Below are 26,896 nucleotides of genomic sequence, written 5' to 3' on the forward strand. Positions count from 1 at the left end.
GACAGGCGCTCGGTCACGTCGCTCGAAGCACATCCAGGGCGTGCTGGAGATCGTCGGGATAGCCCGTCGTGAAGGTGACCTGATCGCCCGTGGCGGGATGCGCGAAGCCGAGCTGCACGGCGTGTAGCCACTGCCGCGTCAGCCCCAGTCTGGCCGACAGCGTCGGATCGGCGCCGTACATCGAGTCACCGACGCAGGGGTGCCTCTGCGCCGCCATGTGCACCCGGATCTGGTGCGTGCGGCCGGTCTCGAGATGGATCTCCAGAAGGCTCGCCGCCGGGAACGCCTCGATCGTCTCGTAGTGCGTGACCGACGGCTTGCCGTCGGCGATCACGGCGAACTTCCAGTCGCTCTTGGGGTGGCGGCCGATGGGGGCGTCGATGGTGCCGACCAGCGGATCCGGATGTCCCTGGACGACCGCGTGATAGATCTTCTCGACCGTGCGGTCGTGGAAGGCCCGCTTGAGCACGGTGTACGCGTGCTCGGACTTGGCGACCACCATGAGCCCGCTCGTGCCGGCATCCAGCCGGTGCACGATGCCGGCGCGTTCGGCGGCGCCCGAGGTCGAGATGCGGAAGCCTGCCGCGGCCAGCGCGCCGAGGACGGTCGGCCCAGTCCAGCCGACCGAGGGATGCGCGGCGACGCCCACCGGCTTGTCGATCACGACGATGTCGTCGTCGTCGTGCACGATCGTGAGCTCCGGAACGGCCAGTGGGACGATCCGGACCTCCTCTTTCGGCTGCCAGCTCACTTCGAGCCAGCCGCCGGCGGAGAGCCGGTCGGACTTGTCGACCGCGCGTCCGTCGACGCTCACGCCGCCGGCTTCGGCGATCTCCGCCGCGAAGCTCCGCGAGAAGCCGAGGAGCTTCGCCAAGCCGGCGTCGACGCGGGTGCCGTCCAGGCCGTCTGGGATGGGGAAGCTGCGCGACTCCATGCCTAGCTTTTCGGCTGCTCTTCCGAGCCCTGGGTGGTGTCGGTCTGGGCCGGCTCGCCGGGCTCGCCGGGTGTCTGTCCGGCAGCCTCCTGTGCCTCGAGCTCCGCTTCTTCTTCCTCGACCTCGGACGCCTTCTTGCCGTCCAGTCCGATCCCCCGGATCGTCAGGATCAGGAAGAGCGCCATGCTGGAGACGATCGCCACGTCGGCGAGGTTGAAGATGGCCGGCAGGAGCGGGATCTGCAGGAAGTCCACCACGTGCCCGACACCGAACCCGGGCTCCCGGAACAGCCGGTCGGTGAGGTTGCCGAGCAACCCGCCGAGCAGCAGTCCGAACAGAATCGCCCAGGCGATCGAGCGGATGCGTGGGGCGTACCAGATCACGAAGCCGAGAACCGCGACACCCACGATCGAGAAGATCCAGGTCGAACCTTCACCGATCGAGAATGCAGCGCCGGCGTTCTTGACGAAATGGAATTGCAGGAGTTCGCCGAGCACCTGGATCGTCTGACCCTCGTAAAGGTTCTGAACCACCAGGACTTTGGCGATCTGGTCGACGAGGTACACGCACAGCGCGACGACGCCGAGGATCACCAGGGCCCGGATGCTGACCTTGGCCCGGGAAGAGCTAACCTCCAAAGCCCTGGAACGTCGGAGGCGTCGAGTTGTCCTGGCCGGCACCGTTGTCGCCGCCCGCGGCGGATACCGGGGCAGGAATGGACGAGCCACCCTGGCCGGCGCCGACGGGGGCAGGCGTGTTCGACTCGGAGGCGGCGGGTGCGACGGCGTAGCTGCCGGTTCCGGCGACGGACGAGTTGTCGAGGTCGCGCAGCTGGCCCTCGATGAGGCTCTTCAGCTTCTGGCGGTACTCGCGCTCGAAGGTGCGGAGCTCGTCGATGCGGCGCTCCAGAAGCGTGCGCTCCTGGTCGAGCGAGCTGATCTGCGCGCGCTGCTTCGACTCGGCCTCGGCGACGATGCGGGCCGCGGTGGCGTGGCCTTCGGCGACCAGGGCGTCGCGCTTCTCGAGACCTTCCTTGACGTGCTCCTCGTGCAGGCGGCGAGCCAGCTGCAGGAGGTTGTTCGTGCTGTTGGGGTCGCTCTCGGCCGAGGCCGCGTATGCCGGGGCGGCGGCGGCTGCCGCTGCGGCAGGAGCGGCGGCGAGGCGCTGCTTGAGCTCCTCGTTCTCCTGCTTGAGACGGGCGAGCTCGCCGGCGTCGACGGACGGGGCGGCCGCAGCGGCCCCACCCTGTGCGCCGCTGCGCTGAAGCTCAGCGATGCGCGAATCGCTCGCGACAAGGCGCTGCTTGAGCTCCTCGTTCTCCTGGTTGAGACGACGGAGTTCGACGACGACCTCGTCGAGGAAATCGTCGACCTCGTCCTGGTCGTAGCCCTCACGGAACTTCGTCGGTTGGAATCGCTTGTTGACTACATCTTCCGGAGTCAGCGCCATGGCAAGCCACCTTAGATCTTGGAATACGAACAGAAGTGCGTGAAGCCAACGCTAGCAAAGTGCGCCGGAAATGCGCACCAGGCCGCACTCGCGTGCGTCGGCTCGTCAACCTTACATCCCGGCGACGGCCGGAATGCGGTGCGACTCTCAGCTAAAGCCCGGCGCTGAACCCCAGCGCCACGTACAACCCGATGATCACCACGAGCATGGTGAGGCTCCAGCCGAAATCGATCGCGATCGGCCCGAGCGAGATCCGCGGGATGAGCTTGCGGAAGAACTTGATCGGCGGGTCGGTGATGACGTACACCGATTCCGCGAGCACCAGACCGAATCCATGCGGTCGCCACGAGCGCGCGAACGTTCGCACCAGGTCCAGTACGAAGCGGGCCCACATCACGAAGAAGTAGATCAGCAGCAGGTAATAGACGATGCGGGCGATGATGGCGACGGCAAGCACGGGGTTAAGTATGCGGGAAAGCGCACCGTCCCCTGACCGGGGAGGTGCGCTGTCCGGTTGATTCTCGGGATCAGGCCTGCGCGAAGAACGACGCGTCGACCTCGGCGTCCTGGCCGCCGTGCTCGCCCGAGACCACGACGTGCGACGGGGAGAGCAGGAAGACCTTCGGCGTCACGCGCTCGATCTTGCCGTACAGTCCCTGCGACAGGCCGCTCGCGAAGTCGATGAGGCGACGCGCGTCGCCTTCGCTCATCTGCGAGAGGTTGATGATCACGGGGATCCCCTCTCGGAACGACTCGGCGATCGCCTGGGCGTCGCGGTACTGGCGGGGGTGGACCGTGAGGATCTCGTTCATTTCCTGTACCGAAGCATTCCGTGCGGTGGACGACTTGCGCAGCGGTGTCACCGGGGCGCGGCCGGCCACTGGGGCGACCGGGGTGGGGTGGGGAACCGGGGCGACGGGGGCCTGGTGCGGCTGCTGACGCGGCTGTGGCTGCGCCTGCGGGGCGGGCTGTTCGTCGTACTCGAGTTCTTCGTCGGCGAGGCCGAGGTAGACCATCGTCTTCTTCAGCGGGTTGGACATGCGATCCTCCGTGTAGACCTGTGCGCCGACGCTTTCGCACGCACTCGAGAACTTTCTCTTCGAGATTAACCGTGCTCCGGCCGATTCCCGGTAATGGCGGTGCCAATGCGAAGGTGTGTCGCCCCTTCGGCGATGGCGTTGGCGTAGTCCTGGGACATCCCCGCCGAGATCTTCGTCGCCTCGGGCGCAAGGGAGCGCACCCGACTGCTCGCGGCCCGTACCCGCTCGAAGGCGCGCCGGGCGTCTTCGTCCATCGGCGCGACGGCCATGACGCCCAGCAGCCTCAGACCGGGGGTGTCCAGGATGCGCTCGACCAGCGGTTCGAGGTCACGGTCGCTCACGCCGCCGCGCGCCGGGTCCGTCGTGAGGTTCAGCTGGACGAAGCACTCGATGTCGCTGTCCTCCGACCGCAGCGCTTCGACCAGCGAGATGCGGTCGACCGAGTGGATGACGTCGGCGTATGCACGCACCTGCCGCGCCTTCTTGCTCTGCAGCTGTCCGACGAAATGCCAGCGTAGGTCGAGGTCGGCGAGCTCCGCCGCTTTGGCCTGCGCCTCCTGATGACGGTTCTCCCCCACGTCCCGCACGCCGAGAGCTGCGAGGTCGCGCACGAGCGATGCCGGGTGGAACTTCGTCACGACGATCGTGGTCAGCTCCTCCGGCGCCCGCCCTGCAGCCCGGGCGGCATCGGCGATGCCGGCCCGAACGGCCTGGAGACGCTCGGCGAGCGGACTACTTGAGGAAGTCGGGGATGTCGAGGTCGTCATTCTCGTCGTCGAACGCCGGGTCCTTGGGTGCTGCGTCGGCCACCGGGCTCTCGGCCGCGGCCCAGGCGTCGGTCGAGGGAGAGGGGATGTCTTCGGCGTCCAGCGCGGCTGTGCTCGCGAGTGCGGCGCCTTCTTCGCTGCCCGTCTCGACGAAGGTCGTGCGACGGCTGTCGACCGTCGACTGCTTGGCGCCGGCGTTGGGCTCTCCGCCGTCGAACCCGGCGGCGATGACGGTGACGCGCACCTCGTCGCCGAGCGTGTCGTCGATGACGGCACCGAAGATGATGTTGGCTTCCGGATGCACGGCCTCCTGCACGAGGCGGGCCGCGTCGTTGATCTCGAAGATTCCGAGGTTGGAACCGCCCTGGATCGAGAGGAGGACCCCGTGGGCCCCGTCGATGCTCGCCTCGAGCAGCGGGGAGGCGACCGCGAGTTCGGCGGCCTTGATCGCGCGGTCGGCTCCGCGCGAGGAGCCGATGCCCATGAGTGCGGATCCCGCGCCCTGCATGACCGACTTCACATCGGCGAAGTCGAGGTTGATGAGACCGGGGGTGGTGATGAGGTCGGTGATGCCCTGCACACCCGCGAGGAGCACCTGGTCGGCGGTGGAGAACGCCTCGAGCATGCTGATGCCGCGGTCGCTGATCTCCAGCAGGCGGTCGTTCGGCACGACGATGAGGGTGTCGACCTCTTCTTTGAGTCGCTGCACGCCGGCCTCGGCCTGCTCCGAGCGGCGCTTGCCCTCGAAGCCGAACGGCTTGGTGACGACACCGATGGTGAGCGCGCCGATCGACTTCGCGATGCGCGCGACGACGGGGGCACCGCCCGTGCCGGTTCCGCCGCCTTCACCGGCCGTGACGAAGACCATGTCGGCGCCCGCGAGCGCCTCCTCGATCTCCTCCGCGTGATCCTCGGCGGCCCGGCGGCCGACCTCGGGGTCGGCTCCAGCGCCGAGACCGCGGGTGATCTCGCGGCCGACGTCGAGCTTGACGTCGGCATCACTCATCAGCAGCGCTTGCGCATCCGTGTTGATGGCGATGAACTCGACGCCGCGAAGCCCGAGCTCGATCATCCGGTTGACGGCGTTGACGCCGCCACCGCCAATGCCGACGACCTTGATCACGGCTAGGTAGTTCTGGTTTGATGTCACGTCCGGCCTCCGCTGGGAACCTTCAACCTCAGGTCGAGGCTTAAAGTTATGCTCAGTATGCAATTCCTGATTCGAGGGTAGGTGGCGCATGCCCCCGCCCGCGAATCGAGCAAGGCGTGTCGGAAAAGTCCAGGCAGAACCCGTGCCGAGCGGGTCTCCGCCGACGTGTCAACCCGTGGTGACGCTGTGCGGTGACGAGACGTCGTAGCGATTCGCACCCGGAACCGACCTGAGAAGCGCCGCGAGCGCCGCGGCCTTCAAGTCCGACTGGTCGGCGCTGCCCCAGACGACGGTCGACGAGGATCCGCGCAAGGTGAACCCGACGTCGTCCCGGGTGGCGGCGGTGATCGTGTCGACCTGGGCGAGCAGGGTGGCAGGGAGCGCGCTCAGCACGCTCGCCGCGGCCGCGAATCCGGACGTCGCGTCGGCATCCTGAGCAGCGCCGGTCGCCTGGATGAGCGGGAACCCGTCCGGGCGCGCATCCGAGGTGGCGATCGTGACCTTCGCCGCGTCCACCAGATCGAACTTCGTCCCGGCTGCGACCACCCCGATGGGCTGGCGCTCGACGATCCGCACGATGATCGTGTTCGGAGGATGACTCTCGACGCTGTAACTGCGGATCAGCGGAAAGGCGGCGAGATCCTCCCTGATCGCCCCTTGATCGACCAGCGGAAGCGGTCTGCCGACCTGGTTCTCGAGCGCCTTCTTGATGGCGGTGGCGTCGATGCGGGCCGTGCCCGCGACCTCGATCGTCCGCAACGCCATCAGGGGCGAGAACGCCGTGAGAGCGACCCCCACCACGAGTGCGACGAGAGTACCGAGACCGGCCAGCCAGATCATCCTGCGCCGCCGGGACCGCTTCGTGAACCGGCGCACCTCGCCGCGTTCGACCCGCGAGCGCTCTTTGCGGGCATCGCGCACGGCCCGGCCGATCTCGCGATTCGTCGGCAGCCTGCCCGACTTCGCTTTCGACTTCGACGGCTGGGTCTCGTGCTCCGGTGTCTTCGCGCCGTCGGCGATCGGGCTGCCGAACGCCCCCTCCACGGGGACGGATGCACGCACGATCGGGATGGGCTCCGTCACGCTCTCCGTCGAACCCGTCGCCGGCCTGGGATCCCGAGGCGCCGACTCGCGCTGCGGCGCGTCGGGGCGGACCGCCGGCCGCTCCACCGGCGCGGGCGGCCGGTCGAACCCCTGGGGACGCTTCATCTGCGGGACTACGCCTGACTACGCACGCGGCGCAGCGAGTCGAGCAGCTGCGGCACGATGCGGTACACATCCCCGCAGCCGAGGGTGATCACGAAGTCGCCGGGGCGCGCGATGTCGGCCGTGTGATCGGCCGCGGCCTGCCAGTCGGCGATGAACGCCACGTGTTCCGGATGCTCGAAGCGGTCGGCGACGAGCGCGCCGGTCACACCGGGCTCGGGATCTTCACGAGCTCCGTAGACGTCGAGCACGACGGTCTCGTCGGCGTACTTCTCGAGGGTGTCCGCGAACTCCTGGGCGAACAGACGCGTCCGGCTGTACAGGTGGGGCTGGTGCACCGCGATGATCCGGCCGTCGCCGACCACCGTGCGCGCGGCGGCGAGCGCGGCGGCCACCTCGGTGGGGTGGTGCGCATAGTCGTCGTAGACGCTCACGCCGTCGACCGTGCCGTGCAGTTCGAAGCGGCGCTCGGTGCCCCCGAACTCGGCGATGGCGGCCAGCGCCGCAGCCGGTTCGAACCCGAGGCCGGTCAGAACCGCGAAGGCTCCCCCGGCGTTGATCGCGTTGTGGCGTCCGGGGACGCGCAGGCGGGCCGAGTAGTCGGCGCCTTCGTAGCGGACGGAGAACGAGACGGGACCGTCGGTGACGATCGAGTGCACGCGCACGTCCGCATCCGGCGCCTCGCCGAACGTGATGATGCGCTTGTCGGGCGCCTGCGTGCGCAGCTTGTCGGTGACGTGCACCGCTCCCGCGTCGTCGGAGGAGACGACGACGAACTCGCCGGCCTCCCGGGCGAACGTCACGAAGGCGTTCTCGAACGCTTCCAGGGAGCCGTAGTGGTCGAGGTGGTCGGGGTCGACATTCGTGATCAATGCGACGGACGTGTCGTAGAGGAGGAAGGAGCCGTCGGACTCGTCGGCCTCGACGACGAACAGCTCGCCGGTTCCGGTCTGCGAGCTCTTGCCGAGCGACTCGATGACGCCCCCGTTGACGAAGCTGGGGTCCTCGCCCATGCCGAGGAGGCCGGTGATGATCATGCCGGTCGAGGTGGTCTTGCCGTGCGCGCCCGCGACGGAGACGAGCCGCTCTCCGCTGATCAGCCACGCGAGCGCCTGGCTGCGGTGGAGAACGGGAAGGCCCTTCTGCAGTGCGAGCTGGTACTCCGGGTTGTCCTGCCAGAGCGCACCGGTGACGACGAGCGTGTCGGCGTCTCCGACATTAGCGGCGTCGTGACCGATCGCGATCGTCGCCCCGAGCTCGCGCAAGGCGATCACGTTCGACGATTCACGCGCATCCGAACCGGTGACGGTGAAGCCGGCCTCGAGGAAGAGGCGCGCGATACCGCTCATGCCGGAACCCCCGATGCCCACGAAGTGCAGCGCACCCAGGTCGTCGGGAAGTGTCATGGTGAGGTCGGGTTTGATCACGAGAATTGCTTTCCTTCTTCGGCTGTAACGGGCCGCCTGTCGAACGGGGCGCCGGCTGAACGTCACCGCACGCCTCGACGGCACCATCAAGTATGACGCTACGCCCCCGGGAGGGAGCTTCGGATGAGCGACACCATGCGGTCGGAACCGTCTCGGATCCCGACGCCGGCCGCGCGCGCGCCCATCGTCGACACCCGCTCGCGGTCGGCGAGGAGCGGGAGCAGGTCGCTGTCGACCCACGACGGGAGGAACGCTGCGTCGTCCACGAGGATTCCGCCGCCCGCCTCGACCACGCCCGCCGCGTTGAATCGCTGCTCCCCGTTTCCGATGGGGAACGGAACATAGACGGCAGGGATGCCGAGAGCGGCGAACTCGCACACGGTCGCCGCGCCGGCGCGAGCCACCGCGAAGTCGGTGAGGGCGAAGGCCAGATCCATCCGGTCGCAGTAGTCCAGGAGCCGGTAGTGCTCGATCCCCGGATCGGTCAGCTCGCCCTTTCCGCCCTGGATGTGCAGGACCTGGAAGCCGGCGGCCGTCAGCGCGGCCGCGCGGTCGGCGATCGTCCGGTTGAGACGGCGGGCGCCGAGGGAGCCACCGGTCACGAGCAGGGTGGGGCGTTCATCCGCCAGCCCGAAGAGCTCGAGGGCTTCGGGGCGGGCCGCGGCGCGATCGAGCTGTTCGATCTCGACGCGCAGGGGCATCCCGACGAACCTCGCGTGCGGGAGCGGTGTTCCCTCGAAGGCCACGCCGACGAAGGGGGTGGAGCGCGCTCCCAGCCGATTGGCCAGGCCGGGCCGCGCGTTCGCCTCGTGCAGGACGACCGGAACACCGACCTTGCGCGCTGCCGAGTATGCGGGTGCGGAAGCGTATCCGCCGAAACCGACGACGGCGTCGATCCCACGGTCACGGATGAGATCGCGCACCGACGCGGCCGCCGCGCGGTACTCCCCCGGGAACCGCAGTGCGGCCGCGTTCGGGCGGCGCGGGAACGGCAGCTTCGGGATCGTCGCCAGCTCGTAGCCGCGCTCGGGCACCAGTCGAGCCTCGAGTCCCTCCTTCGTGCCGAGCACCAGCACCTCGGCGGAGGGGTCGTCGCGGCGCAGCCGATCGGCGACGGCGAGCAGAGGGTTCACATGGCCGGCGGTTCCTCCGCCGGCGAGAAGGTACCGCGTCATGCGCGGTCGCTCAGCCCGGAAGCGTGCTCCGAACGAGCGGCTCTGCCGGTCTCGCGGGCGAAGGACAGGACGATACCGATGGCGATCATGGAACTGATCATCGCAGTTCCTCCCGCAGAGATCAGTGGGAGCGGCACGCCGAGAACGGGGATCACACCCAGCACGACGGCGATGTTCACGAACGCCTGACCGATCAGCCACACCATGATCGCTGCGGTCGTGACACGGGCGAAGGGATCGCTGGAGGCGTGGATGATGCGCAGGAAGACGATCGCGAGCAGCACGAAGAGCACGAGGACGACGACCGCGCCGATCAGCCCGAGCTCCTCCCCGATGATCGCGAAGATGAAATCGGTGTCTGCGGCAGGAAGCCACGACCATTTCGAGTGGGAGTTGCCGAGTCCCACACCGAACACCCCTCCGGAGGCGAGCGCGTAGAAGCCGTTGTCGATCTGCCAGTTGACGTCGGGGTTGGCCGCGCTCGTCCCGCCGAACAGGGCTGCGATACGGCCGAGTCTGCTCTTGCTGGAGACGGCGACGAGGATGGCGAGCACGCCGACCGCGAGGGACCCGAGAGCCAGGTGCCGCAGTTTGACCCCTGCGAAGAAGAGCGCCCCCAGCACGATCGCCGCCATGATCACGGTCGTTCCCAGGTCGCCGCCGAGCACGACGAGCAGGATCGCGCCGCCCGCGATGGGCACCACGGGCACCGCGACGTGCTTCCAGTGCCCGAGCAGGTCCTTCTTGCGAGCGAGGACCACCCCGAGCCAGACCACGAGCGCGACCTTGATCGCCTCCGACGGCTGCACGGTGAGCGAGCCGATCCTCAGCCAGTTGCGGTTGCCGCCGATCTCCATGCCGAGAGGCGTCACCAGTACGAGCACCTGGAAGAAACAGGCCAGGGCGAGGAAGATCCAGATCGACTTCTTCCAGAATCGGCTGGGAAGCCGCGAGACGAGGAACATCAGGGGCAGCCCGATGAGCGCGTACGAGCCCTGCGACCAGAATCGCGAGAAGAAGTTGTCCGTGGCGGTGTGCGACTCGACGGCGGAGGACGACAGCACCATCACGAGGCCGAAGACGACCATGAACAGCGTGAGGCCCAGAAGCAGGAAGTAGTTCGCCGACTCCGCCTGCATCGCCTTTCCCAGCGAGATGCGGGAGGTGATGGCGCCGAGCTTCGACGCAGCGCTATTCGTCGCCAGGGTGCGAGGCGGACTGCTCATCCGCCTCACCTCCAAAAAACTCGTTGACGGCTGCCTGGAAACGGCGGCCACGCTCTGCGTAGTCGGTGAACTGGTCCATCGAGGCCGCCGCGGGGGCCAGGAGAACGGTGTCCCCCGCCTGCGCGACCTCGCCGGCCAGTCGCACCGCCTTCGGCATGACCTGTTCAGTTTCGGTCGCGTCGACCTCGTACAGGGGCAAGTCGGGCGCGTGTCGTGTGAATGCGGAACGAAGCGAATCCCGGTCGGTGCCGATGAGCACGACGGCCCGCAGCCGCGACGCATGGTTCTGGACCAGTTCGTCGACCTCGACGCCCTTCAGCAGCCCACCGGCGATCCAGACGACCGACTCGTACGCCCGGAGGGACGCATCCGCTGCGTGGGGGTTCGTGGCCTTCGAGTCGTCGACCCAGCTGATGCCACCCTCGATGCGCACCAGCTCGATGCGGTGCTCGTCGAGGCGGAAGGCGGCCAGCACATCCCGGATCACGCCGGGCTCGACCCCGTAGGAGCGCGCGAGGGCGCTCGCGGCGAGGATGTTCGCCACGATGTGCGGGGCTGCCAGTCCCGCGTCGCGAAGCTCCTCGATGGTGGTCAATTCGATCGCGCTGGTGAACCTGTCGTCCAGGAAGGCGCGATCGCAGAGGATGCCGTCGACGATCCCGAAGTCGCTGGGGCCCGGGATGTCGAGCCCGAAGCCGATCGCGCGCGCGCCCTCGATCACCTCCGCCTCCTGCACCATGAGTTCGGTGGCCGGGTCGTGCCGGTTGTAGACGCAGGCGACCTGGGTGTTGTCGTAGACCTTGGCCTTGGCGGCGCGGTATGCGTCCGCCGAGCCGTGCCAGTCGAGGTGGTCGTCGGCGATGTTCAGGCACGCGGCCGAGTACGGGGATAGCTCGCCTCCGGCGTTCCGGTTGACCCAGTGCAGCTGATAGCTCGACAGCTCGACCACCAGCACATCGAAGCCCTGCGGGTCCCGGATGGCGTCGAGCACGGGGATCCCGATGTTGCCGCACGGCGCGGCCCGGTATCCCCCCGCCACGAGCATGCTGGCGGTGAGCTGCACCGTGGTGGTCTTGCCGTTCGTGCCGGTCACCGAGATCCAGTCCGCAGGCTCGCCCACCTTGTCGCGGAGGCGCCAGGCGAGTTCGATGTCCCCCCAGATCGGCGTGCCGCGCTGGTCGGCCCAGTTCAGCAGGGGGTGGTCGTGGTGGAATCCGGGCGAGACCACGACGAGCTCGGGGTCGAACTCCTCGAGTCGCGGCGGCGGGCTCGTGAGGTCGGACTCCTCGAGCAGTTCGGCGCCGATGACGGCGAGCAGCATCGCCCGCTCTTCGTCGGCCTTCGCCGTGACGACGAGCACCTCCGCGCCCAGCTCCGCGAGCGTGTCGGCGACCGAGAATCCGGTGACACCGAGTCCGAAGACCGCGACTCGGAGCCCCCTCCAGTCCGACCGCCAGCTTGTGAGGCCGGCCAGACGTTCGGTGGGCTCGGTCATGTCGCGAGCCACTCGAGGTAGAAGCTGCCGACGCCGGCCGCGACGAGCAGGCCGCCGATGATCCAGAAGCGCACGACGACCGTGACCTCGGCCCAGCCTTTCAGCTCGAAATGATGATGGATGGGACTCATCAGGAAGATGCGTTTGCCGTGAGTGAGCTTGAAGTACGCCCGCTGCACGATCACCGAGCCGGCCTCGATCACGAACAGGCCGCCGATCAGGATGAGCAGCAGTTCCGTGCGGCTCAGGATGGCGAGCGCAGCCACCGCGCCGCCGAGGGCGAGCGAGCCGGTGTCGCCGAGGAAGATCTGAGCGGGCGACGTGTTCCACCAGAGGAACCCGACGACGGCCCCGACGATCGCCGTGGCCACGATCGCGAGGTCGAACGGGTCTCGCACCTCATAGCACTGGGCGACGTTGGCCGGGTCGAGCCTGAGGTTGGCGCACGACTGGATCGACTGCCAGAACCCGATGATGATGTACGCGCCGATGGCGAGGATCGAGGCGCCCGAGGCGAGACCGTCGAGGCCGTCCGTGACGTTCACGCCGTTCGATGTGGCGGCGACGATAAAGTTGATCCAGATCAGGTACAGGCCGTAGCCGACGATGACCCCGATGGCGCCGAACTTCGTGATCGACATGAAGTCGATGGGCAGATCCCGGATGAACGACACGCTCATCGAGGCCGGAGTCACCCCGTTCTTGTTCGGGAAGTTGATCGCCAGGAATGCCCAGATCGTCGCGACGATCACCTGGCCGGCCACCTTGGCCCAACCCGTGAGGCCGAGGCTGCGCTGGTTGCGGGTCTTCAGGAAGTCGTCGACGAACCCGACCAGCCCGAGCCCGACCATCAGGAACAGCACGAGCAGGGCGGAGACCGAGGTCGGGTCGCCGGTCAGCAGCAGTGCGACGAAATAGCCGACCAGCGTGCCCAGGATGATGATGATGCCGCCCATGGTGGCGGTGCCGCGCTTGGCGTGATGGCTCTGCGGCCCGTCGTCGCGGATGAACTGCCCCCACTGCAGCTTCTTGAAGAGCTTGATGAACACAGGGGTGAGAAAGAGTGTGAACGCCATCGACAGCGCACCGGATGTCAGCAGGGCTCTCACGAGAACAATTCTCCCAGTCGATCGCCCAGAAAGCGCAGGCCGGCGGAGTTCGAAGATTTGACGAGCACCGTATCCCCCGGTTCCAGGGCTGTTTCGAGGTGCTCGAACGCGGCGTCCGGCGTGTCGAAATACAGCGACTCGCCATCCCACGATCCCTCGTTGATGGTGGAGATGTGCATCCGCCGGGCAGCCGGGCCGATCACGATGAGCTGGTCGATGCCGAGGCGCACGGCGAGCAGCCCGATGCGATCGTGCTCCTCCCCGGAGAACTCGCCGAGCTCGCTCATCTCGCCGAGGACGGCGACCGTACGCCCGCCGGGTTCGGCGATCTGGGCGAGCGTCTTGAGGGCCGCCGCCATCGAGTCGGGACTGGCGTTGTACGCGTCGTTGACGATCGTGACACCGCGGGCGCCGCCCATGACCTCCATGCGCCACCGTTCGGCACGCTGCACGGTCTGCAGCGCCTCGACGATGTCGTCGAGGCCGACGTCGAGGGTGTGCGCCGCCGCCGCGGCAGCGAGCGCATTCATCACGTGGTGCTCACCGAGCACGCGGAACTGCACGGCGCGTGACTCACCGGTGGGCAGGTGCAGCTCGAAGCTGGTGCCGCGCGACGAGGACACGACACCCGTGGCGCGCACGTCGGCGCGCTCGTCCAGGCCGAACCAGAGCACGCGTGCCGCGGTCTTGTCCGCCATCGACGCGACGCGAGGGTCGTCGAGGTTCAGGATCGCCACATCCGATTCGAGGAGATCGCTCACCATCTCGGTTTTCGCCGTCAGCGTCGATTCGATCCCGCCGAACTCGCCCGCGTGGGCGAGGCCGACCTTGAGCACGATCCCGATGTCGGGCCGCGCCATGCGCACGAGCCGGGCGATCTCGCCGATGGCGCTCGCGCCCATCTCGGCGACGAGGAACCGGGTCGCTTCGGTGACCTGGACCATCGTGACGGGAGCGCCGACCTCGTTGTTGAACGACGCGCGCGGCGCGATCGTCGGGCCGACCTGCTCGAGGATCGCGCGCAAGAGGTTCTTCGTGGTCGTCTTGCCGTTCGAGCCGGTCACACCGACGATCTTCAGCGTGCCGAGCGACCGCACGCGGGCGACGACCTCGGTGGCGAGGTCACCGAGCGCAGCGACGGTGTCCGCGACGACCAGCTGGGGGACGGCCCGCTGCCAGCCATCGGTGGCCAGCAGGTGGTCCACGACGACGAGGGCGGCGCCGGCCTCGACGGCCTGGGGCACGAACAGGTGGCCGTCGGTGAACTCGCCGGGCTTGGCGAAGAAGATCGTGCCGGGCACGACCTCACGTGAGTCGGTCGTCGAGAGTCCGTCGACGACGGTGTCGGCCGTTGCGTCCACGCCGTCGAGCAGCAGCTCGCCTCGGGTCGCCGCAGCGATCTCGGCCAGGGTCATGGCGATCATTAGAGCCACCCGGCCTCTCGCAGGGCCAGCTTCGCGTCTTCGCGTGCCGAGTACGGGATGCGCTGGCCGGCCACCTCCTGATAGTCCTCGTGACCGGGACCCGCGTAGAGCACGATGTCGCCCTCATCGGCGAGTGACAGCGCCTTGCGGAAGGCGGCCCGGGGGTCGGGGATCTCGTAGAGCTCCCGGTCGGGCACGGCGTGCCGCGCGCCGTCGAGCAGCGTCGCCCGGATGGCCGCCGGGTCTTCCCAGCGCGGGTGGAAGTCGGTGATGACCACAGCATCCGAGCCGCGGGCCGCAATGGCGCCCATGTCGGTGCGCTTGGTCGTGTCGCGGTCTCCGTCGGCACCGAACACCATGACGATCCTGCCGTCGGTGACCTTGCGCAACGCGCCCAGGGTGGAGAGGAATGCGTCGGGGCTGTGGCCGTAGTCGATGAACACCACCGGGCCCCGGTCTCCCGAGATGCGTTCCGCGCGTCCCGGGATGAAGGCGTCGACGCCGCCGTCCCGCTCGAGCGCGGCCCCGATCGCATCGAGGTCGTAGCCGGACTCCACCAGCATGACGATGGCGAGGGCGGCGTTCGCGGCCATGTACGAGCCCAGCAGCGGTACGCGGGTCGACAAGCGGCGGCCGTCCGGGCCCTCGAGCACGAAGGCGGTGTGGTCGACGGTCTCCTCGGTGACCGTCATGATCCAGTCGGCGTCGGCACCGGGCGAGGTCGACAGGGTGGCGATCGGGATGCGCGACTGCTCGACGAGCGAGCGCCCCCAATCCGAGTCGACCGTGACGACACCGCGGCGCGCGCGGTCGGGCTGGAAGAGCTCGAGCTTGGCCGCGAAGTAGTCGTCCATCGCCGCGTAGTCGTCGAGGTGATCGTGACTCAGATTGGTGAAGCCGACGACGTCGAAGACGATCCCGTCGACGCGGTGCCGGCTGAGGGCCTGTGCCGAGACCTCGATCGCGACGGCGCGCACGGCTTCTTCACGCATCCGGGCGAGCAGGGCATGGAGTTCGCTCGCCTCGGGCGTGGTGAGTTTGCTCGTGATGGCGGTATCGCCGATGCGGCGCTCGGCCGTCGAGCTCAGCCCCGAGACCACGCCCAGCTGGCCGAGGATCGCGTTCAGCAGGTAGACGACGCTGGTCTTGCCGTTCGTGCCGGTGACGCCGAACAGCGTGGCCGAGTTCTCGTCGGTGCGGTAGATCCACGCCGCCACCGCGCCGAGGGCGGCGCGGGCGTCCTGCGTGACGACGATCGGCAGGCCGGACTCGGCGGCGAGCGCGGCGCCCTCCTCGTCGGTCAGGATCGCGACAGCTCCCGCCTCGGCGGCCTTGTCGGCGTAACCCGCCCCATGAGCGTTCCGACCGGGAACCCCGACATAGAGATCACCGGGCTCGACGGCCGTGGTCGCCAGAGCGACGCCGGTCACCTCGACGGCGTCGAGGTCGCCCCGGCATTCCAGCCCGAACTCCGCCACCAGCTGTGCGAGCGGACGGGCGACGGGATGCTCGGGGCGCAGAGAAGAAGGCGCCGGTCCTGTCACGGGGCTCACTTTCAGTAGTACGGAGGGTAGTCAGCCGGAGCAGTCGTGGAAGGCTTCACCCGGAAGGTCTTCAGCACCTGACTCATGATCGTGTGGAACAGCGGAGCGGCAGCTGCCGACGAAGTAAGCGTAGTCGGGTATCCGAGGTTGACCGAAACGACGTACTCGGGGTCATCCACAGGAGCCACACCCATCACAGAGACGTAGTACGACGGCAGGTACCCGCCGTGGCCGTCCGGCTGCTGGGCCGTTCCGGTCTTCGCAGCGATGCGGTAGCCGGGGATGCTCAGCTTCGTCGAGAGGTCGCCTTTCGTGACCACGCTCTCCATCATCCCGAGCGTGGTGTTGGCTGCAGCCGCCGACACCACCTGCGTCGGCTTGGGCTTCGGAACGTCGGTCACCGTGCCGTCCTCCTGCTTGCATCCCTCGGTGAGGGTGAGCGGGATGCGCACACCGTTGTTGGCCAGCGCCTGGTATGCGCTGACCATCTGCACCTGGGTGGCGGCGACACCCTGCCCGAACATCGTGGCGTACTTGGTCTGGTCGTCCCACTGGCCGACCGGGTTCAGGATGCCCGACGACTGCCCCGGATACGGCAGCCCGGTGTCCTTGCCGATCCCGAACTTCTGGAGGTAGTCGTACCGGGTGTCATTGCTGAGCCGCTGACCGAGGATCGACATGCCCGTGTTCGACGAGTTCATCAGGACACCGGTCAGCGTGAGGCGCATCGGAGCGTGGAAGCCCGCGTCGTGCAGGTCGGCACCCTTTCCCGACTTGAACTCGTACGGCGCCAGCACCTGCGAGGTCGGTGTCGCCTTGCCCTGGTCGATGAGCATGCTGGCCGTGAGGGCTTTGAACGTCGAGCCCGGCTCGTACGGCGTGCTGAACGGGAGGAGTCCCCAGTACGCCGGGTCGGTCGCGTCGATGTTGTTCGGGTCGAGCGCGGGCCACTGCGCGATCGCCTTGATCTTGCCCGTCTTGGCTTCGGCGATCGTGACGAAACCGAACTTCGCGCCGACCGCTGCGACTTGCTGGGCGAGGGTCTGCTCGGTGAACCACTGCAGATCGGGATCGATGGTCAGCTGCAGGGTGCCGCCGTCCTTCGCCTCCTTCTGAACGACGGTGCTGCCGGGAATCGGCACGCTGTCGGCGCCGCGCTGATACGTCTCCAAGCCGTTCTCGCCGGCCAGGCAGGAATTCTCACTCTCTTCGAGCCCGCCCTTGCCGGCCGCCGACACGTAGCCGAGGAGGTTTCCCGCCACTGCACCGTTCGGATAGGTGCGCGCGGGCACCTTCTCGAAGGTGAGCCAGCCGTACGGCAGCTTGGTGAGCTTGTCGAACATGCCGACGTCCATACCGCTCTTCACCAGGGCGTATTTCGACTTCGGATTCGCTTTCAGGGCGTTGTCGATGATGGCGACGATCGCGTCACCGCCCTGGCCGGTGATCGCCCCGATCTCGCCGGCGGCGGCGATCATCTTCTTCCTGCCCTCGGCTCCGACACCGATGGCGTCGGAGGGCGAGAGTGCAGCGGTGTAGCGGTACACCGTGGTGGCGAGGACCGTACCGTTCGCGCCGATGATGTCGCCCCGGGCACCGAGCAGCGTCGTCGAGACCTCTTTGGACTTGACGGACTGCTTCTGCAGCTCGTCGGCGCGCACCACCTGGATGTCGACGAGCCGGGCTCCGAGGATGCACACCGTCGCGATCACGGCGACGGCGGTCACCGTGGTGCGCCGGCGGATCGTCCTTCTCATGTTCATGCCCGTACGTCCTGTCATCAGTGCGTCACCGGTGTCGGCAACGCTCCGTCCAACGGTGCGGCGGGCGGCGCGGCCGGCGGTGGCGTGGCCTGGTCGCCCGCGCCGCCGTTCGAGGTGCCCTCGGCGGGAGTCCCCGTGGTCGGAGTCCCCGTCGTCGAATCGGCAGGCGTCTGAGGCGCCGTCACGAGCGGAACACCGGTGAGCAGCGAGTTCGGGACGAGGTTGCCCTGCCCGCCGGTGACCGTTCCGGCGACTCCGCTCGCCGGCACTGCGGCGCCGAGCACCGCGCCGTCGGAGAGGCGCAGATACGCGGGATTGCTGTTGCTCACCATGCCGAGCGCGTTCGCATTGGCGGCGAGGTTCTGCGGCGAAGTCAGCCGGTTGAGGTCTTCCGAGGCCGCCTGGTACGAACGCTGGAGTTGCGTCTGCTTCGTCGCCAGAGAACTGAGCTGGTAGGCACCCTGCGAGACGGAGATGCTGATGAGGAGCTGCGAGATCACGATGGCGAGCAGCATCCCGATCGCCACGACGGCGTAGACGGCACGCGGACGGGACCGGCGCTGCGAGCGGGTCGAGACGACCTCGAGATGACTCGGCCGCTCCTCCTGGGCGGGGCGGGGCGCCGTTCGGCCCAGCCAGCTGATGGCGGGACGCTTTTCAGCCAGTGTGCTGCTCACGACGACCTCCTCACTCGTTCGGCGGCTCTCAGTCGAACGGGGGTCGCCCTCGGGTTGGCCGCCTTCTCGTCGTCGTTCGCCAGCTCAGCGCCCCGGATGAGCAACTTCAGTTCAGGACGGTGTTCCGGGAGTTCGACGGGCAGACCAGCCGGCGCGCTGGACTTCGAGCGGGTCTGCAGTTCGCGCTTGACGATGCGGTCTTCGAGCGACTGGTAGGCCTCGACCACGATGCGTCCCCCGATGGCGAGCGCGTCGATGGCGGCCGGTATCGCCCGCTCGAGCACGGCCAATTCCTGATTCACCTCGATGCGGAGCGCCTGGAAGACCCGCTTGGCCGGGTGACCCTGTCGTTGCACGGCCACGGGCGTCGCCTTCGTGATCACGTCGACGAGTTCGGCCGAGCGCACGAACGGGCGCTCCTGGCGCGCTTCCACGATCTTCTGGGCGTAGCGGGCGGCGAGCTTCTCCTCGCCGTAGTCGCGGAAGATCCGACGCAGGTCGGCTTCGCTGTACTCGGCCAGGATGGTCGCGGCCGTGAGGTCGCTCGTGCCGTCCATGCGCATGTCGAGGGGCGCATCCTTCGAGTACGAGAACCCGCGCTCCACCCGGTCGAGCTGCAGCGAGGAGACGCCCAGGTCGAAGAGGATGCCCTGCACCTCGTCGAAGCCGAGGCCGTTCACGGCCTCGACGATGCCGTCGTACACCGTGTGCACGAGGTGGACGCGGTCGCCGAACCGCGCAAGACGCTCGCCAGCGATCGCCAGCGCATCCGGATCGCGATCGAGACCGATGAGTGTGACGTCGGGAAAGCGCTCCAGGATGCCCGCGGAGTGGCCGCCCATGCCGAGAGTGGCATCGACGAAAACGGCACCCGGCTCGCGGAGCGCGGGGCCGAGCAGCTCGATGCAGCGCTCGAGGAGGACCGGGGTGTGGATCTGGTCGTCTGTCATGGCTTCGACGGGTCCGTGCTCCTGAATCCTGATCCCCATCCATTCCGACCTGGCACCGGGGAAGTGTGTCAGGGCGGCGAATGGCTGGGAGTCAGGTGTCAGGTGCTAGAAGAGCCCCGGGATCACCTCCTCCGTGGTGTTGGCGAATGTTGCTTCCTGTTCAGCCAGGTAGGTCTCCCACGCCTGTGCGTCCCAGATCTCTGCGCGGCTGCCCGCGCCGATCACGACCAGGTCGCGATCGAGTCCTGCGTACGAGCGCAGCGTCTGCGGCACCGTCACGCGGTTCTGCTTGTCCGGCACTTCGGCGCTCGCCCCCGAGAGGAAGACACGCAGATAGTCACGGGCCTGCTTGCTCGTCACCGGCGCCTGCCGGATCTTCTCGTGCAGCGATTCGAACTCGCGCTGACTGAAGACGTAGACGCAGTGCTCCTGGCCGCGAGTGAGGACGATGCCGGACGCCAGTTCATCCCGGAATTTGGCCGGCAGGATGATGCGCCCTTTTTCGTCGAGTTTGGGGGCATAGGTACCGAGGAACATCGGGTACTCCCCCCCACTCTTCCGGCCAAGGTTGCGGTGTGGCTCCACTTTACTCCACAACCATCCACAATTGCAGCAGATTCTGCCGAACTGACTCTATTGGGGGGCATTACGACGCAGAAAATCAAGGGTTTCTGGAGTGGAGGAAAATGGATGGACTTGGCGTGAAATGGGCATGAAAAAAGGGCCGATCCGAAGATCGACCCTGAGGTTCCCGCCCGGGTGGGGCGGAGGGGAGGAAACTAGCTCTGCCCGTCTTGCCGCTTGTCCCAGCGGTCGTTGAGCTTGTTCATGAAGCCGGCCTGCTGAGCCTTGGTCTGCTTGGCCGAGCCGCTCGCCGAACCGGGAGTGGACGCATCCGGAGCAGCGGCGGAGCGCTTGCCCGGGGCGATGGCGAGGAGCACACCGACGAACATCACGACGAAGCCCAGGATGCCCACAATGGGGATCTGGAAGGCGACGCCCGCGATCAGGACACCGACGCCGACGACGGCGATGAGGATGCCGAGAACGATGGAGCGGTACGCGGGCCTACCGCGTCTGCCCCCGACCGTCGCCACGAAATCTGCGTCGTTCTGATAGAGGCTGCGCTCCATCTCTTCGAGGAGGCGCTGCTCGTGTTCTGAAAGCGGCATCCGTTTCCCCCTCTTTCCCGGGTTCGTGACGTTGTGTGCTGATTGTAGCCCCGCGTTGGTAGCTAGGCTAGGCGTGTGTCAGAAAGCATTCGGTTCGTCGACCTGATCCAGACCAGAATCGATGGGTTCCTCGATGCGCGTGCTTCCATTCTCGTCTCCATCGCCGACGAACTCTCCCCGATCGAAGCGTTCTCCCGGGATTTTCTCAGCGGCGGCAAGCGTTTCCGGGCGCTCTTCTGCTTCTGGGGATGGCAGGCCGTGAGGTCGTCGGATCCCGGTGACGACGGCCCCGCCGTTTCGCCCGGCGGGCCGCTCGACGCCGTGGTGTCGGTGGCGAGCGCGCTCGAGGTCTTCCATGCTGCGGCCCTGGTGCACGACGACATCATCGACAACTCCGCCACCCGTCGGGGAGCGCCGGCCGCGCACCGCCGCTTCGCGGAGCTGCACGAGGAGAACGGCTGGCGCGGTTCTGCTGACGGGTTCGGCACGGGAGCCGCGACCCTGCTGGGTGATCTGCTGCTCATCCTGAGCGACGAGCTCTTCGACGAGGGTCTGACCGAGGTCGTGAGCACGGCGGCTCGCCGCGCGGCCCGCACCGAGTTCAACCGGATGCGCCTCGATGTCACCGCCGGCCAGTACCTCGACATCTTCGAGGAGATCGGCTGGGACAGCAACCCGGGCTCCGACCCGCTCTCCCGTGCGGAACGGGTCATCGTCTACAAATCCGCCAAGTACAGCGTCGAGGCGCCGCTCCTCATCGGGGCGAGCCTCGCCGGCGCCACGATCGGGCAACTGGAGGCCTTGCGCGCATTCGGACTTCCGCTCGGCATCGCCTACCAGCTGCGAGACGACCTCCTCGGTGTGTTCGGGGATGCGGCTGTCACGGGAAAGCCGAGCGGCGACGACCTGCGCGAGGGAAAGCGCACCGTGCTGATCGCCCTAGCGCGCGAGGCGATGCCCGGAGGTGCCCGCTCGGCCCTCGATGAACTGCTGGGCGACCGCGGCCTCACACCGGCTCAGATCGAGACCCTGCAGTTCACGATCCGCGACACCGGCGCGGTCGACAAGGTGGAGGCGCTCATCGCGGCGAACGTGCAACGCGCCATCGACGCGATCGAATCGGCACCGCTCGGCGCGCAGGCGCGCGCCCAGCTTCGCGAACTCGCCGTGACGGTCACCGAGCGCAACTACTGACGCGCGATCGGTCGATCAGGCGAGTGCCTGTGCGACCCTCCGCACCTCGGCCTTGCGGCCCGCGCGAAGCGCGTCGATCGGAGCCACGCCCAGGGTCTCGTCCGCATCGATGAGCCAGTCGACGGCCTCGTCGTCGTCGAATCCGGCGTCGCCGAGCACGATCAGCGTGCCGCGGAGTTCGCTCAGGGGCTCCCCCTCGCGGAGGAAGTCGGCGGGGACCTTGAGGACACCGTCGATCCGTTTGGCGGCGAGGTGCTTGTCTTCGATCAGCCGGCGGACGCGGCTCACGCTCAGTCCGAGGATGTCGACGAGGTCGGGAATTGTCAGCCAATCACGGGCCGGGGCTTGCTCAGTCACATCACAAGCCTCCCATGCCGTGCGACCGTTCAGAAGCCATGTCGATTGTTACGATCGTGTTAACTCAAATCACAACTGTCACACTGATTGACTCTTCATATATTGTGTGACAGCGTGGAAGTTCGCAATCAGCAGGAGAACGGGGGGTCGTGTGTCCGTGCTTGACAGAGAATCCGAACTCGCACCCGAACCGCAGCCCGGCGCCGTGAACGGGTCGGCCCGGCACCTGCCCGAGCGCACCCACCGCTGGTCCGCACGCTCCGTTCTGGTCACCGTCCCGATCGCGATCGCGAGTTCGCTGGCGATGACACTCAACCTCGTCACTCCGGCTCAGGCCGCCACACCGCCCGGCGGGGCCAATCGGTCGAAAGAGAAGGCTCCGGATGCGCGCGGCACCGTCCGCAGCGCGATCACGAAAGCCTCGGCCACCTCACCCGCCCGCACCGTCGTGTCAGACCTCCCAGCCTCGTACAGCGTTCAGACGGGCGACACCGTCTCCGCCATCGCGGCACGCTTCGGTATCTCCACCGCGAGCATCCTCGCCCTCAACGGACTCAGCTGGAAGAGCCTGATCTTTCCGGGCCAGGTGCTGGCCCTCGCCGGCGCGAACACGTCGGCTCCGGCCGCGCCCGCGCCGAGCGCGCCTTCGCCCGCCCCTGTGACCAAGTACTCGGTGGTCTCCGGAGACACGATCAGTGGAATCGCCGGGCGGTTCGGCGTCTCCACCCAATCCATCCTCAGCGCCAACGGACTGGACAGGTCGAGCCTGATCTTCCCGGGCCAGCAGGTGACGATTCCCGGCATGGCGAGCGCATCCCTCGACACGCCGACAGCGACCGTCGCGCCGGCCGCCCCCGTCGCCCCTGCTCCCGTCCCGACCCCGGTCGGCGCCACCCCCGTCGCCCTGACCGCGGAGATGCGGGCCAACGCGGCCGTCATCGTGAAGGTCGGCCGGCAAGAGGGCGTCAGCGACTACGGGATCGTCATCGCCTTGGCCGCCGCCGCCCAGGAATCCGGGATGCGCAACGTGCAGTACGGCGACCGCGACTCTCTCGGGCTCTTCCAGCAGCGGCCGAGCACCGGCTGGGGGACCCCTGCTGAGGTGCTCGATCCGACCTACGCCGCGCGAGCGTTCTACGGCGGCGCGAACAACCCGAACCCCGGTCTCACCCGCGGCCTGCTCGACATCCCGGGCTGGCAGAGCATGCCGGTGACGCAGGCCGCTCAAGCCGTGCAGCTCTCGGCGTACCCCGACGCCTACGCCAAATGGGAAGTCTCAGCGCGCAGCTGGCTCCCTCAGCTCGGCTGACGCGGTCCCCGATGATCACAAGCCGGTCACAGCACGGCCCTTCACGGTGTTTTGCAGGGTTACAGCGGGTCCCCTTCTCTAAACTCGAAACGTGACCACGAGCCAGACCGACCCCCTGATCGGACGTCTCATCGACGGCCGATATCAGGTGCGCTCGCGGATCGCCCGAGGCGGCATGGCCACGGTCTATCTGGCCACCGATCTCCGACTCGAGCGCCGGGTCGCCATCAAGGTCATGCACGGCCACCTCGCCGACGACAGCACGTTCAAGAGCCGCTTCGTCCAAGAGGCTCGCTCGGCGGCGCGGCTCGCACATCCGAACGTCGTCAACGTCTTCGACCAGGGCCAGGACTCCGACATGGCCTACCTGGTCATGGAGTATCTCCCCGGCATCACGCTGCGCGACCTGCTCAAGGACTACGGAAAGCTCACGCCCGAGCAGACCATCGACATCATGGAGGCCGTGCTGAGCGGGCTCGCCGCCGCCCACAAGGCCGGCATCGTGCACCGCGACCTCAAGCCCGAGAACGTGCTGCTGGCCGACGACGGCCGCATCAAGATCGGTGACTTCGGACTCGCACGCGCGGCCAGCGCGAACACGGCCACCGGTCAGGCGCTGCTCGGCACGATCGCCTACCTCTCCCCCGAACTCGTCACCCGCGGTGTGGCGGATGCGCGCAGCGACATCTACGCCCTCGGCATCATGATGTACGAGATGCTCACCGGCGAGCAGCCGTTCCAGGGCGAACAGCCGATGCAGATCGCCTACCAGCATGCCAACGACGCGATTCCGGCCCCGAGTGCCAAGAATCCGGCGGTGCCCGCCGAGTTGGACGACCTGGTGCTCTGGGCCGCCGCAAAAGACCCCGACAAGCGCCCGCACGACGCGCGGGAGATGCTCGACCGTCTGATCGAGGCCGAGAAGTCCATCCGCGGCGATGCCGGTCCCCTGCAGCAGACGATGGTGATGCCGCCCGCCTTCGGTCCCGGAATCGACGAGGGCGACACTCAGATCATCAACCCCGCCATCCGGCAGCAGGTCGCGGCCAGCGCACCGGACAGCGTGCAGACGCTGACCGCCGTGGCCAAGCGCCGGCGCGGCAAGGGCTGGTGGCTCTTCGCTCTGATCATCGTGCTCGCGGCCGTCGCCGGTGGCACCGGCTGGTACTTCGGTTCCGGGCCGGGCTCGACCGTGCAGATTCCGAACGTCGCCGGCAAAGCGCCCGCCGATGCCGCCGCCACGCTGAAGCAACTCGGGTTCGAGACGAAGGAGGGCGTCGAATACAGCACCACGATCGCCGCCGGTCTGGTCTCGGCGACCGATCCGGCCTTCGGCTCCGCGGCGAATCGGGGAAGCATCGTCACGATCAAGGTCTCACAGGGACCGAAGCCCATCACCCTGCCGGCACTCGCCGGTCAGCCCGTCGACACCGCGAAGAAGGCGATCACCGACCAGGGCGCCGTCGTGGGTACGGTCAGCGAGCAGTTCGATCCGAAGATCCCTGCGAACACGGTGATCTCGGCCTCCGACCCGACCGGCGCCGACCTGTCGGGAGGCGGCGCATCCCATGAAGGCACCAAGGTCGGCCTGGTCGTGTCCGTCGGCCCGGTCCCCGATGTCGCCGGCAAGTCGGTCGCGGACGCGAAGGCTGCGCTCAGCGCCGTCGGCCTGCTGACGGCCGACGGACCCGAGAGCTACAGCGACACCGTCGAGAAGGGGCTCGTCATCTCGGCGCAGCCCCAGGGCGACGGACCGGTCAAGCCCAACGACACCCTGCTGCTCGAGACATCGAAGGGTCCGGCGCCCGTCGCCGTGCCCGACGTCGTCAACAAGACCTGGGACGTCGCGAAGAAGGCACTGCTGGACGCAGGCTTCAAGTTGCAGTACAGCCCGATCGCCGACGTCGCTCCCGCTGCCTTCGTCGTGTCGAAGGTGTCACCCGGTGCTGGCACACAGCAGCCGAAAGGCTCGACGCTCACGATCAACTTCGCGGGTTTCTGACCAGGACGGCCGAATCGAAGGAAGGGGCCCACCGGATGATCCGGCGGGCCCCTTCCTTCGATTGAGGTCGCGTTTCAGCGCTGGTCAGCGGGCGGCGAGCTCCTCGGCCACGAGGAACGCCAGTTCGAGGGACTGCATGTGGTTGAGGCGCGGGTCGCAGAGCGACTCGTAGCGCGTGGCCAGGGTCGCCTCGTCGATGTGCTCCGAGCCGCCGAGGCACTCGGTCACATCGTCGCCCGTGAGCTCGACGTGGATGCCACCCGGATGCGTCCCCGCGGCACGGTGCGCCTCGAAGAAGCCCTTGACCTCGTCGACGACGTCGTCGAAGCGACGCGTCTTGTAGCCGGTCGGGGTGGTGAGGCCGTTTCCGTGCATCGGGTCGGTGACCCACAACGGGCGCGCGTCGCTTCTCTTGATCGCCTCGAGCAGCGGAGGGAGCGCATCCCGGATCTTGCCCGCGCCCATCCGGGTGATGAAGGTGAGACGCCCCGGTTCGCGCTCGGGGTCGAGCTTGTCGATGAGCCTCAGCATGGTCTCGGGCGTGGTCGTCGGGCCGAGCTTCACGCCGATCGGGTTGCGCACCCGAGAGAGGAAGTCGACATGAGCGCCGTCGAGATCACGGGTGCGCTCCCCGATCCACACGAAGTGGGCGGAGGTGTTGTACGGCGTACCCGTGCGGGAGTCGATGCGCGTCATCGGGCGCTCGTAGTCCATGAGCAGGCCCTCGTGGCTCGAGTAGAACTCGACGCGCTTGAGCTCGTCGAAGTCGGCCCCCGCCGCCTCCATGAACTTGATGGCGCGGTCGATCTCGCGGGCGAGGCCCTCGTAACGCTGGTTCGCCGGGTTCGCCGCGAAGCCACGGTTCCAGCTGTGCACCTGGCGCAGGTCGGCGAAACCACCCTGGGTGAACGCCCGGATGAGGTTCAGTGTCGACGCGGCCGTGTGGTACCCCTTCACGAGCCTGCGCGGGTCGGCTTGACGGGATTCGGGGGTGAAGTCGTAGCCGTTGACGATGTCGCCACGGTAGGCCGGAAGCGTGACGCCGCCTCGCGTCTCCGTGTCGCTGGAGCGCGGTTTGGCGAACTGGCCCGCCATGCGCCCCATCTTGATGACGGGCATCGACGCACCGTAGGTGAGCACGATGGCCATCTGCAGCACGGTCTTGACGCGGTTGCGGATCTGGTCGGCGGTGGCCCCGGCGAAGGTCTCGGCGCAATCGCCTCCCTGCAACAGGAAGCCCTTGCCCTCCGCTGCGGCGGCCAGGCGGGTACGCAACTGATCGACTTCGCCGGCGAAGACGAGTGGTGGCAGCGTGGCGATCTCGGCCGCGGCCGCAGCAGCGGCCTCAGGGTCGGGCCACTGCGGCTGCTGCTTCACCTCGAGCGTGCGCCAATAGTCCAGCCCTGCAATCACGGACTCGTCAGCCTTCACGACGGGATCAGTGGTGTCTTGCACAGGACTTCCGCTCGGTTCGGGGCGCGTCGATCTGCTCGCGCGCCAGTGGGTGACGGCGGCACAAGGATCGA

Annotated in this window: 25 protein-coding genes; 3 read left to right on the forward strand and 22 right to left on the reverse strand. The window is 67.8% G+C overall.

The annotated features are described in order from the left end of the window. Window positions 1-13 precede the first annotated feature (13 nt). From ACFVV0_RS15760 to ACFVV0_RS15855, 20 genes are all read right to left on the reverse strand, one after another. Window positions 14-934, reverse strand: coding sequence for an RluA family pseudouridine synthase (locus ACFVV0_RS15760; RefSeq protein ID WP_387065010.1), 921 nt, complete (start codon window positions 932-934; stop codon window positions 14-16). A 2-nt stretch (window positions 935-936) separates the two neighbouring features. Continuing rightward, window positions 937-1,572, reverse strand: coding sequence for a signal peptidase II (gene lspA / locus ACFVV0_RS15765; protein ID WP_387065012.1), 636 nt, complete (start codon window positions 1,570-1,572; stop codon window positions 937-939). Beyond that, complete coding sequence (locus ACFVV0_RS15770; protein ID WP_387065015.1) at window positions 1,562-2,383, reverse strand: DivIVA domain-containing protein; 822 nt, start codon at window positions 2,381-2,383, stop codon at window positions 1,562-1,564. Before ACFVV0_RS15770 ends, lspA begins: the two co-directional genes overlap by 11 nt. A gap of 151 nt (window positions 2,384-2,534) precedes the next feature. Beyond that, window positions 2,535-2,840 carry a YggT family protein gene (locus ACFVV0_RS15775; RefSeq protein WP_387065018.1) on the reverse strand — a complete coding sequence of 102 codons (306 nt, stop codon included), beginning with the start codon at window positions 2,838-2,840 and terminating at the stop codon, window positions 2,535-2,537. A 70-nt stretch (window positions 2,841-2,910) separates the two neighbouring features. Further along, window positions 2,911-3,423: a cell division protein SepF gene (locus ACFVV0_RS15780; RefSeq protein ID WP_387065021.1), complete on the reverse strand. Its 513-nt coding sequence runs from the start codon at window positions 3,421-3,423 to the stop codon at window positions 2,911-2,913. A gap of 65 nt (window positions 3,424-3,488) precedes the next feature. Continuing rightward, a complete protein-coding gene (locus ACFVV0_RS15785) occupies window positions 3,489-4,190 on the reverse strand; it encodes a YggS family pyridoxal phosphate-dependent enzyme (protein ID WP_387065024.1) in 702 nt (233 codons plus the stop codon). Then, complete coding sequence (ftsZ, locus tag ACFVV0_RS15790; protein ID WP_387065027.1) at window positions 4,156-5,340, reverse strand: cell division protein FtsZ; 1,185 nt, start codon at window positions 5,338-5,340, stop codon at window positions 4,156-4,158. The genes ACFVV0_RS15785 and ftsZ overlap by 35 nt, the downstream gene beginning before the upstream one ends. Window positions 5,341-5,508: 168 nt before the next feature. After that, window positions 5,509-6,423, reverse strand: coding sequence for an FtsQ-type POTRA domain-containing protein (locus ACFVV0_RS15795; protein WP_387065030.1), 915 nt, complete (start codon window positions 6,421-6,423; stop codon window positions 5,509-5,511). 134 nt (window positions 6,424-6,557) lie between these two features. Beyond that, a complete protein-coding gene (gene murC, locus ACFVV0_RS15800; RefSeq protein ID WP_387065033.1) occupies window positions 6,558-7,973 on the reverse strand; it encodes a UDP-N-acetylmuramate--L-alanine ligase in 1,416 nt (471 codons plus the stop codon). A 98-nt stretch (window positions 7,974-8,071) separates the two neighbouring features. Then, entirely contained in the window at window positions 8,072-9,148 is a 1,077-nt protein-coding gene (locus ACFVV0_RS15805) for a glycosyltransferase (RefSeq protein WP_387065036.1), read from the reverse strand. Continuing rightward, window positions 9,145-10,374 (reverse strand): putative lipid II flippase FtsW, encoded by a 1,230-nt coding sequence (gene ftsW / locus ACFVV0_RS15810; RefSeq protein ID WP_387065039.1) that lies wholly within the window; start codon window positions 10,372-10,374, stop codon window positions 9,145-9,147. The genes ACFVV0_RS15805 and ftsW overlap by 4 nt, the downstream gene beginning before the upstream one ends. Beyond that, window positions 10,340-11,869 (reverse strand): UDP-N-acetylmuramoyl-L-alanine--D-glutamate ligase, encoded by a 1,530-nt coding sequence (murD, locus tag ACFVV0_RS15815; RefSeq protein WP_387065042.1) that lies wholly within the window; start codon window positions 11,867-11,869, stop codon window positions 10,340-10,342. The genes ftsW and murD overlap by 35 nt, the downstream gene beginning before the upstream one ends. After that, window positions 11,866-12,978 (reverse strand): phospho-N-acetylmuramoyl-pentapeptide-transferase, encoded by a 1,113-nt coding sequence (mraY, locus tag ACFVV0_RS15820; protein WP_387065044.1) that lies wholly within the window; start codon window positions 12,976-12,978, stop codon window positions 11,866-11,868. Before mraY ends, murD begins: the two co-directional genes overlap by 4 nt. Next, a complete protein-coding gene (murF, locus tag ACFVV0_RS15825) occupies window positions 12,975-14,402 on the reverse strand; it encodes a UDP-N-acetylmuramoyl-tripeptide--D-alanyl-D-alanine ligase (RefSeq protein ID WP_387065046.1) in 1,428 nt (475 codons plus the stop codon). Before murF ends, mraY begins: the two co-directional genes overlap by 4 nt. Further along, window positions 14,402-15,946 carry a Mur ligase family protein gene (locus tag ACFVV0_RS15830; protein WP_387065049.1) on the reverse strand — a complete coding sequence of 515 codons (1,545 nt, stop codon included), beginning with the start codon at window positions 15,944-15,946 and terminating at the stop codon, window positions 14,402-14,404. Before ACFVV0_RS15830 ends, murF begins: the two co-directional genes overlap by 1 nt. A gap of 11 nt (window positions 15,947-15,957) precedes the next feature. Beyond that, window positions 15,958-17,703 carry a peptidoglycan D,D-transpeptidase FtsI family protein gene (locus ACFVV0_RS15835; protein ID WP_387065052.1) on the reverse strand — a complete coding sequence of 582 codons (1,746 nt, stop codon included), beginning with the start codon at window positions 17,701-17,703 and terminating at the stop codon, window positions 15,958-15,960. Between the two features lie 23 nt (window positions 17,704-17,726). Further along, the gene (locus ACFVV0_RS15840; protein WP_387065055.1) at window positions 17,727-18,386 is read right to left on the reverse strand and encodes a hypothetical protein; all 660 of its coding nucleotides are present in this window, start codon (window positions 18,384-18,386) and stop codon (window positions 17,727-17,729) included. Continuing rightward, a complete protein-coding gene (gene rsmH / locus ACFVV0_RS15845) occupies window positions 18,383-19,336 on the reverse strand; it encodes a 16S rRNA (cytosine(1402)-N(4))-methyltransferase RsmH (RefSeq protein ID WP_387065058.1) in 954 nt (317 codons plus the stop codon). The genes ACFVV0_RS15840 and rsmH overlap by 4 nt, the downstream gene beginning before the upstream one ends. Before the next feature lie 105 nt (window positions 19,337-19,441). After that, window positions 19,442-19,873, reverse strand: a complete 432-nt coding sequence (gene mraZ / locus ACFVV0_RS15850) for a division/cell wall cluster transcriptional repressor MraZ (protein ID WP_387065061.1) — start codon at window positions 19,871-19,873, stop codon at window positions 19,442-19,444. A 242-nt stretch (window positions 19,874-20,115) separates the two neighbouring features. Beyond that, window positions 20,116-20,508, reverse strand: coding sequence for a DUF3040 domain-containing protein (locus ACFVV0_RS15855; RefSeq protein ID WP_387065064.1), 393 nt, complete (start codon window positions 20,506-20,508; stop codon window positions 20,116-20,118). A gap of 75 nt (window positions 20,509-20,583) precedes the next feature. On the opposite strand from ACFVV0_RS15855, the gene ACFVV0_RS15860 reads away from it, so the two are divergent. Next, complete coding sequence (locus tag ACFVV0_RS15860) at window positions 20,584-21,702, forward strand: polyprenyl synthetase family protein (protein WP_387065067.1); 1,119 nt, start codon at window positions 20,584-20,586, stop codon at window positions 21,700-21,702. 15 nt (window positions 21,703-21,717) lie between these two features. Here the strand turns inward: ACFVV0_RS15860 and ACFVV0_RS15865 are convergent, their stop codons facing one another. Next, a complete protein-coding gene (locus ACFVV0_RS15865) occupies window positions 21,718-22,059 on the reverse strand; it encodes an Rv2175c family DNA-binding protein (RefSeq protein ID WP_387065070.1) in 342 nt (113 codons plus the stop codon). 157 nt (window positions 22,060-22,216) lie between these two features. Here ACFVV0_RS15865 and ACFVV0_RS15870 point away from each other — a divergent pair, with 157 nt between their 5' ends. Together ACFVV0_RS15870 and pknB are read left to right on the forward strand one after the other, a co-directional pair. Beyond that, window positions 22,217-23,368 carry a LysM peptidoglycan-binding domain-containing protein gene (locus ACFVV0_RS15870; RefSeq protein WP_387065073.1) on the forward strand — a complete coding sequence of 384 codons (1,152 nt, stop codon included), beginning with the start codon at window positions 22,217-22,219 and terminating at the stop codon, window positions 23,366-23,368. A gap of 91 nt (window positions 23,369-23,459) precedes the next feature. Further along, on the forward strand, window positions 23,460-25,370 hold the full coding sequence (gene pknB / locus ACFVV0_RS15875; RefSeq protein WP_387065075.1) for a Stk1 family PASTA domain-containing Ser/Thr kinase: 1,911 nt from the start codon (window positions 23,460-23,462) through the stop codon (window positions 25,368-25,370). A gap of 84 nt (window positions 25,371-25,454) precedes the next feature. Here pknB and ACFVV0_RS15880 read toward each other — a convergent pair whose 3' ends face one another. Further along, entirely contained in the window at window positions 25,455-26,783 is a 1,329-nt protein-coding gene (locus ACFVV0_RS15880) for a class II 3-deoxy-7-phosphoheptulonate synthase (protein ID WP_387065215.1), read from the reverse strand. Window positions 26,784-26,896: the final 113 nt, after the last annotated feature.

It is taken from the genome of Leifsonia sp. NPDC058230 (assembly GCF_042882245.1).
Classification (GTDB): Bacteria; Actinomycetota; Actinomycetes; order Actinomycetales; family Microbacteriaceae; genus Leifsonia.

Coding starts and splice junctions, on each gene's coding strand:
- ACFVV0_RS15760 (WP_387065010.1), bottom strand. CDS start 934: ATGGAGTCGCGCAGCTTCCCCATCCCAGACGGCCTGGACGGCACCCGC.
- ACFVV0_RS15770 (WP_387065015.1), bottom strand. CDS start 2,383: ATGGCGCTGACTCCGGAAGATGTAGTCAACAAGCGATTCCAACCGACG.
- ACFVV0_RS15780 (WP_387065021.1), bottom strand. CDS start 3,423: ATGTCCAACCCGCTGAAGAAGACGATGGTCTACCTCGGCCTCGCCGAC.
- ACFVV0_RS15785 (WP_387065024.1), bottom strand. CDS start 4,190: ATGACGACCTCGACATCCCCGACTTCCTCAAGTAGTCCGCTCGCCGAG.
- ACFVV0_RS15805 (WP_387065036.1), bottom strand. CDS start 9,148: ATGACGCGGTACCTTCTCGCCGGCGGAGGAACCGCCGGCCATGTGAAC.
- ftsW (WP_387065039.1), bottom strand. CDS start 10,374: ATGAGCAGTCCGCCTCGCACCCTGGCGACGAATAGCGCTGCGTCGAAG.
- murD (WP_387065042.1), bottom strand. CDS start 11,869: ATGACCGAGCCCACCGAACGTCTGGCCGGCCTCACAAGCTGGCGGTCG.
- murF (WP_387065046.1), bottom strand. CDS start 14,402: ATGATCGCCATGACCCTGGCCGAGATCGCTGCGGCGACCCGAGGCGAG.
- ACFVV0_RS15835 (WP_387065052.1), bottom strand. CDS start 17,703: ATGAGAAGGACGATCCGCCGGCGCACCACGGTGACCGCCGTCGCCGTG.
- rsmH (WP_387065058.1), bottom strand. CDS start 19,336: ATGACAGACGACCAGATCCACACCCCGGTCCTCCTCGAGCGCTGCATC.
- mraZ (WP_387065061.1), bottom strand. CDS start 19,873: ATGTTCCTCGGTACCTATGCCCCCAAACTCGACGAAAAAGGGCGCATC.
- ACFVV0_RS15855 (WP_387065064.1), bottom strand. CDS start 20,508: ATGCCGCTTTCAGAACACGAGCAGCGCCTCCTCGAAGAGATGGAGCGC.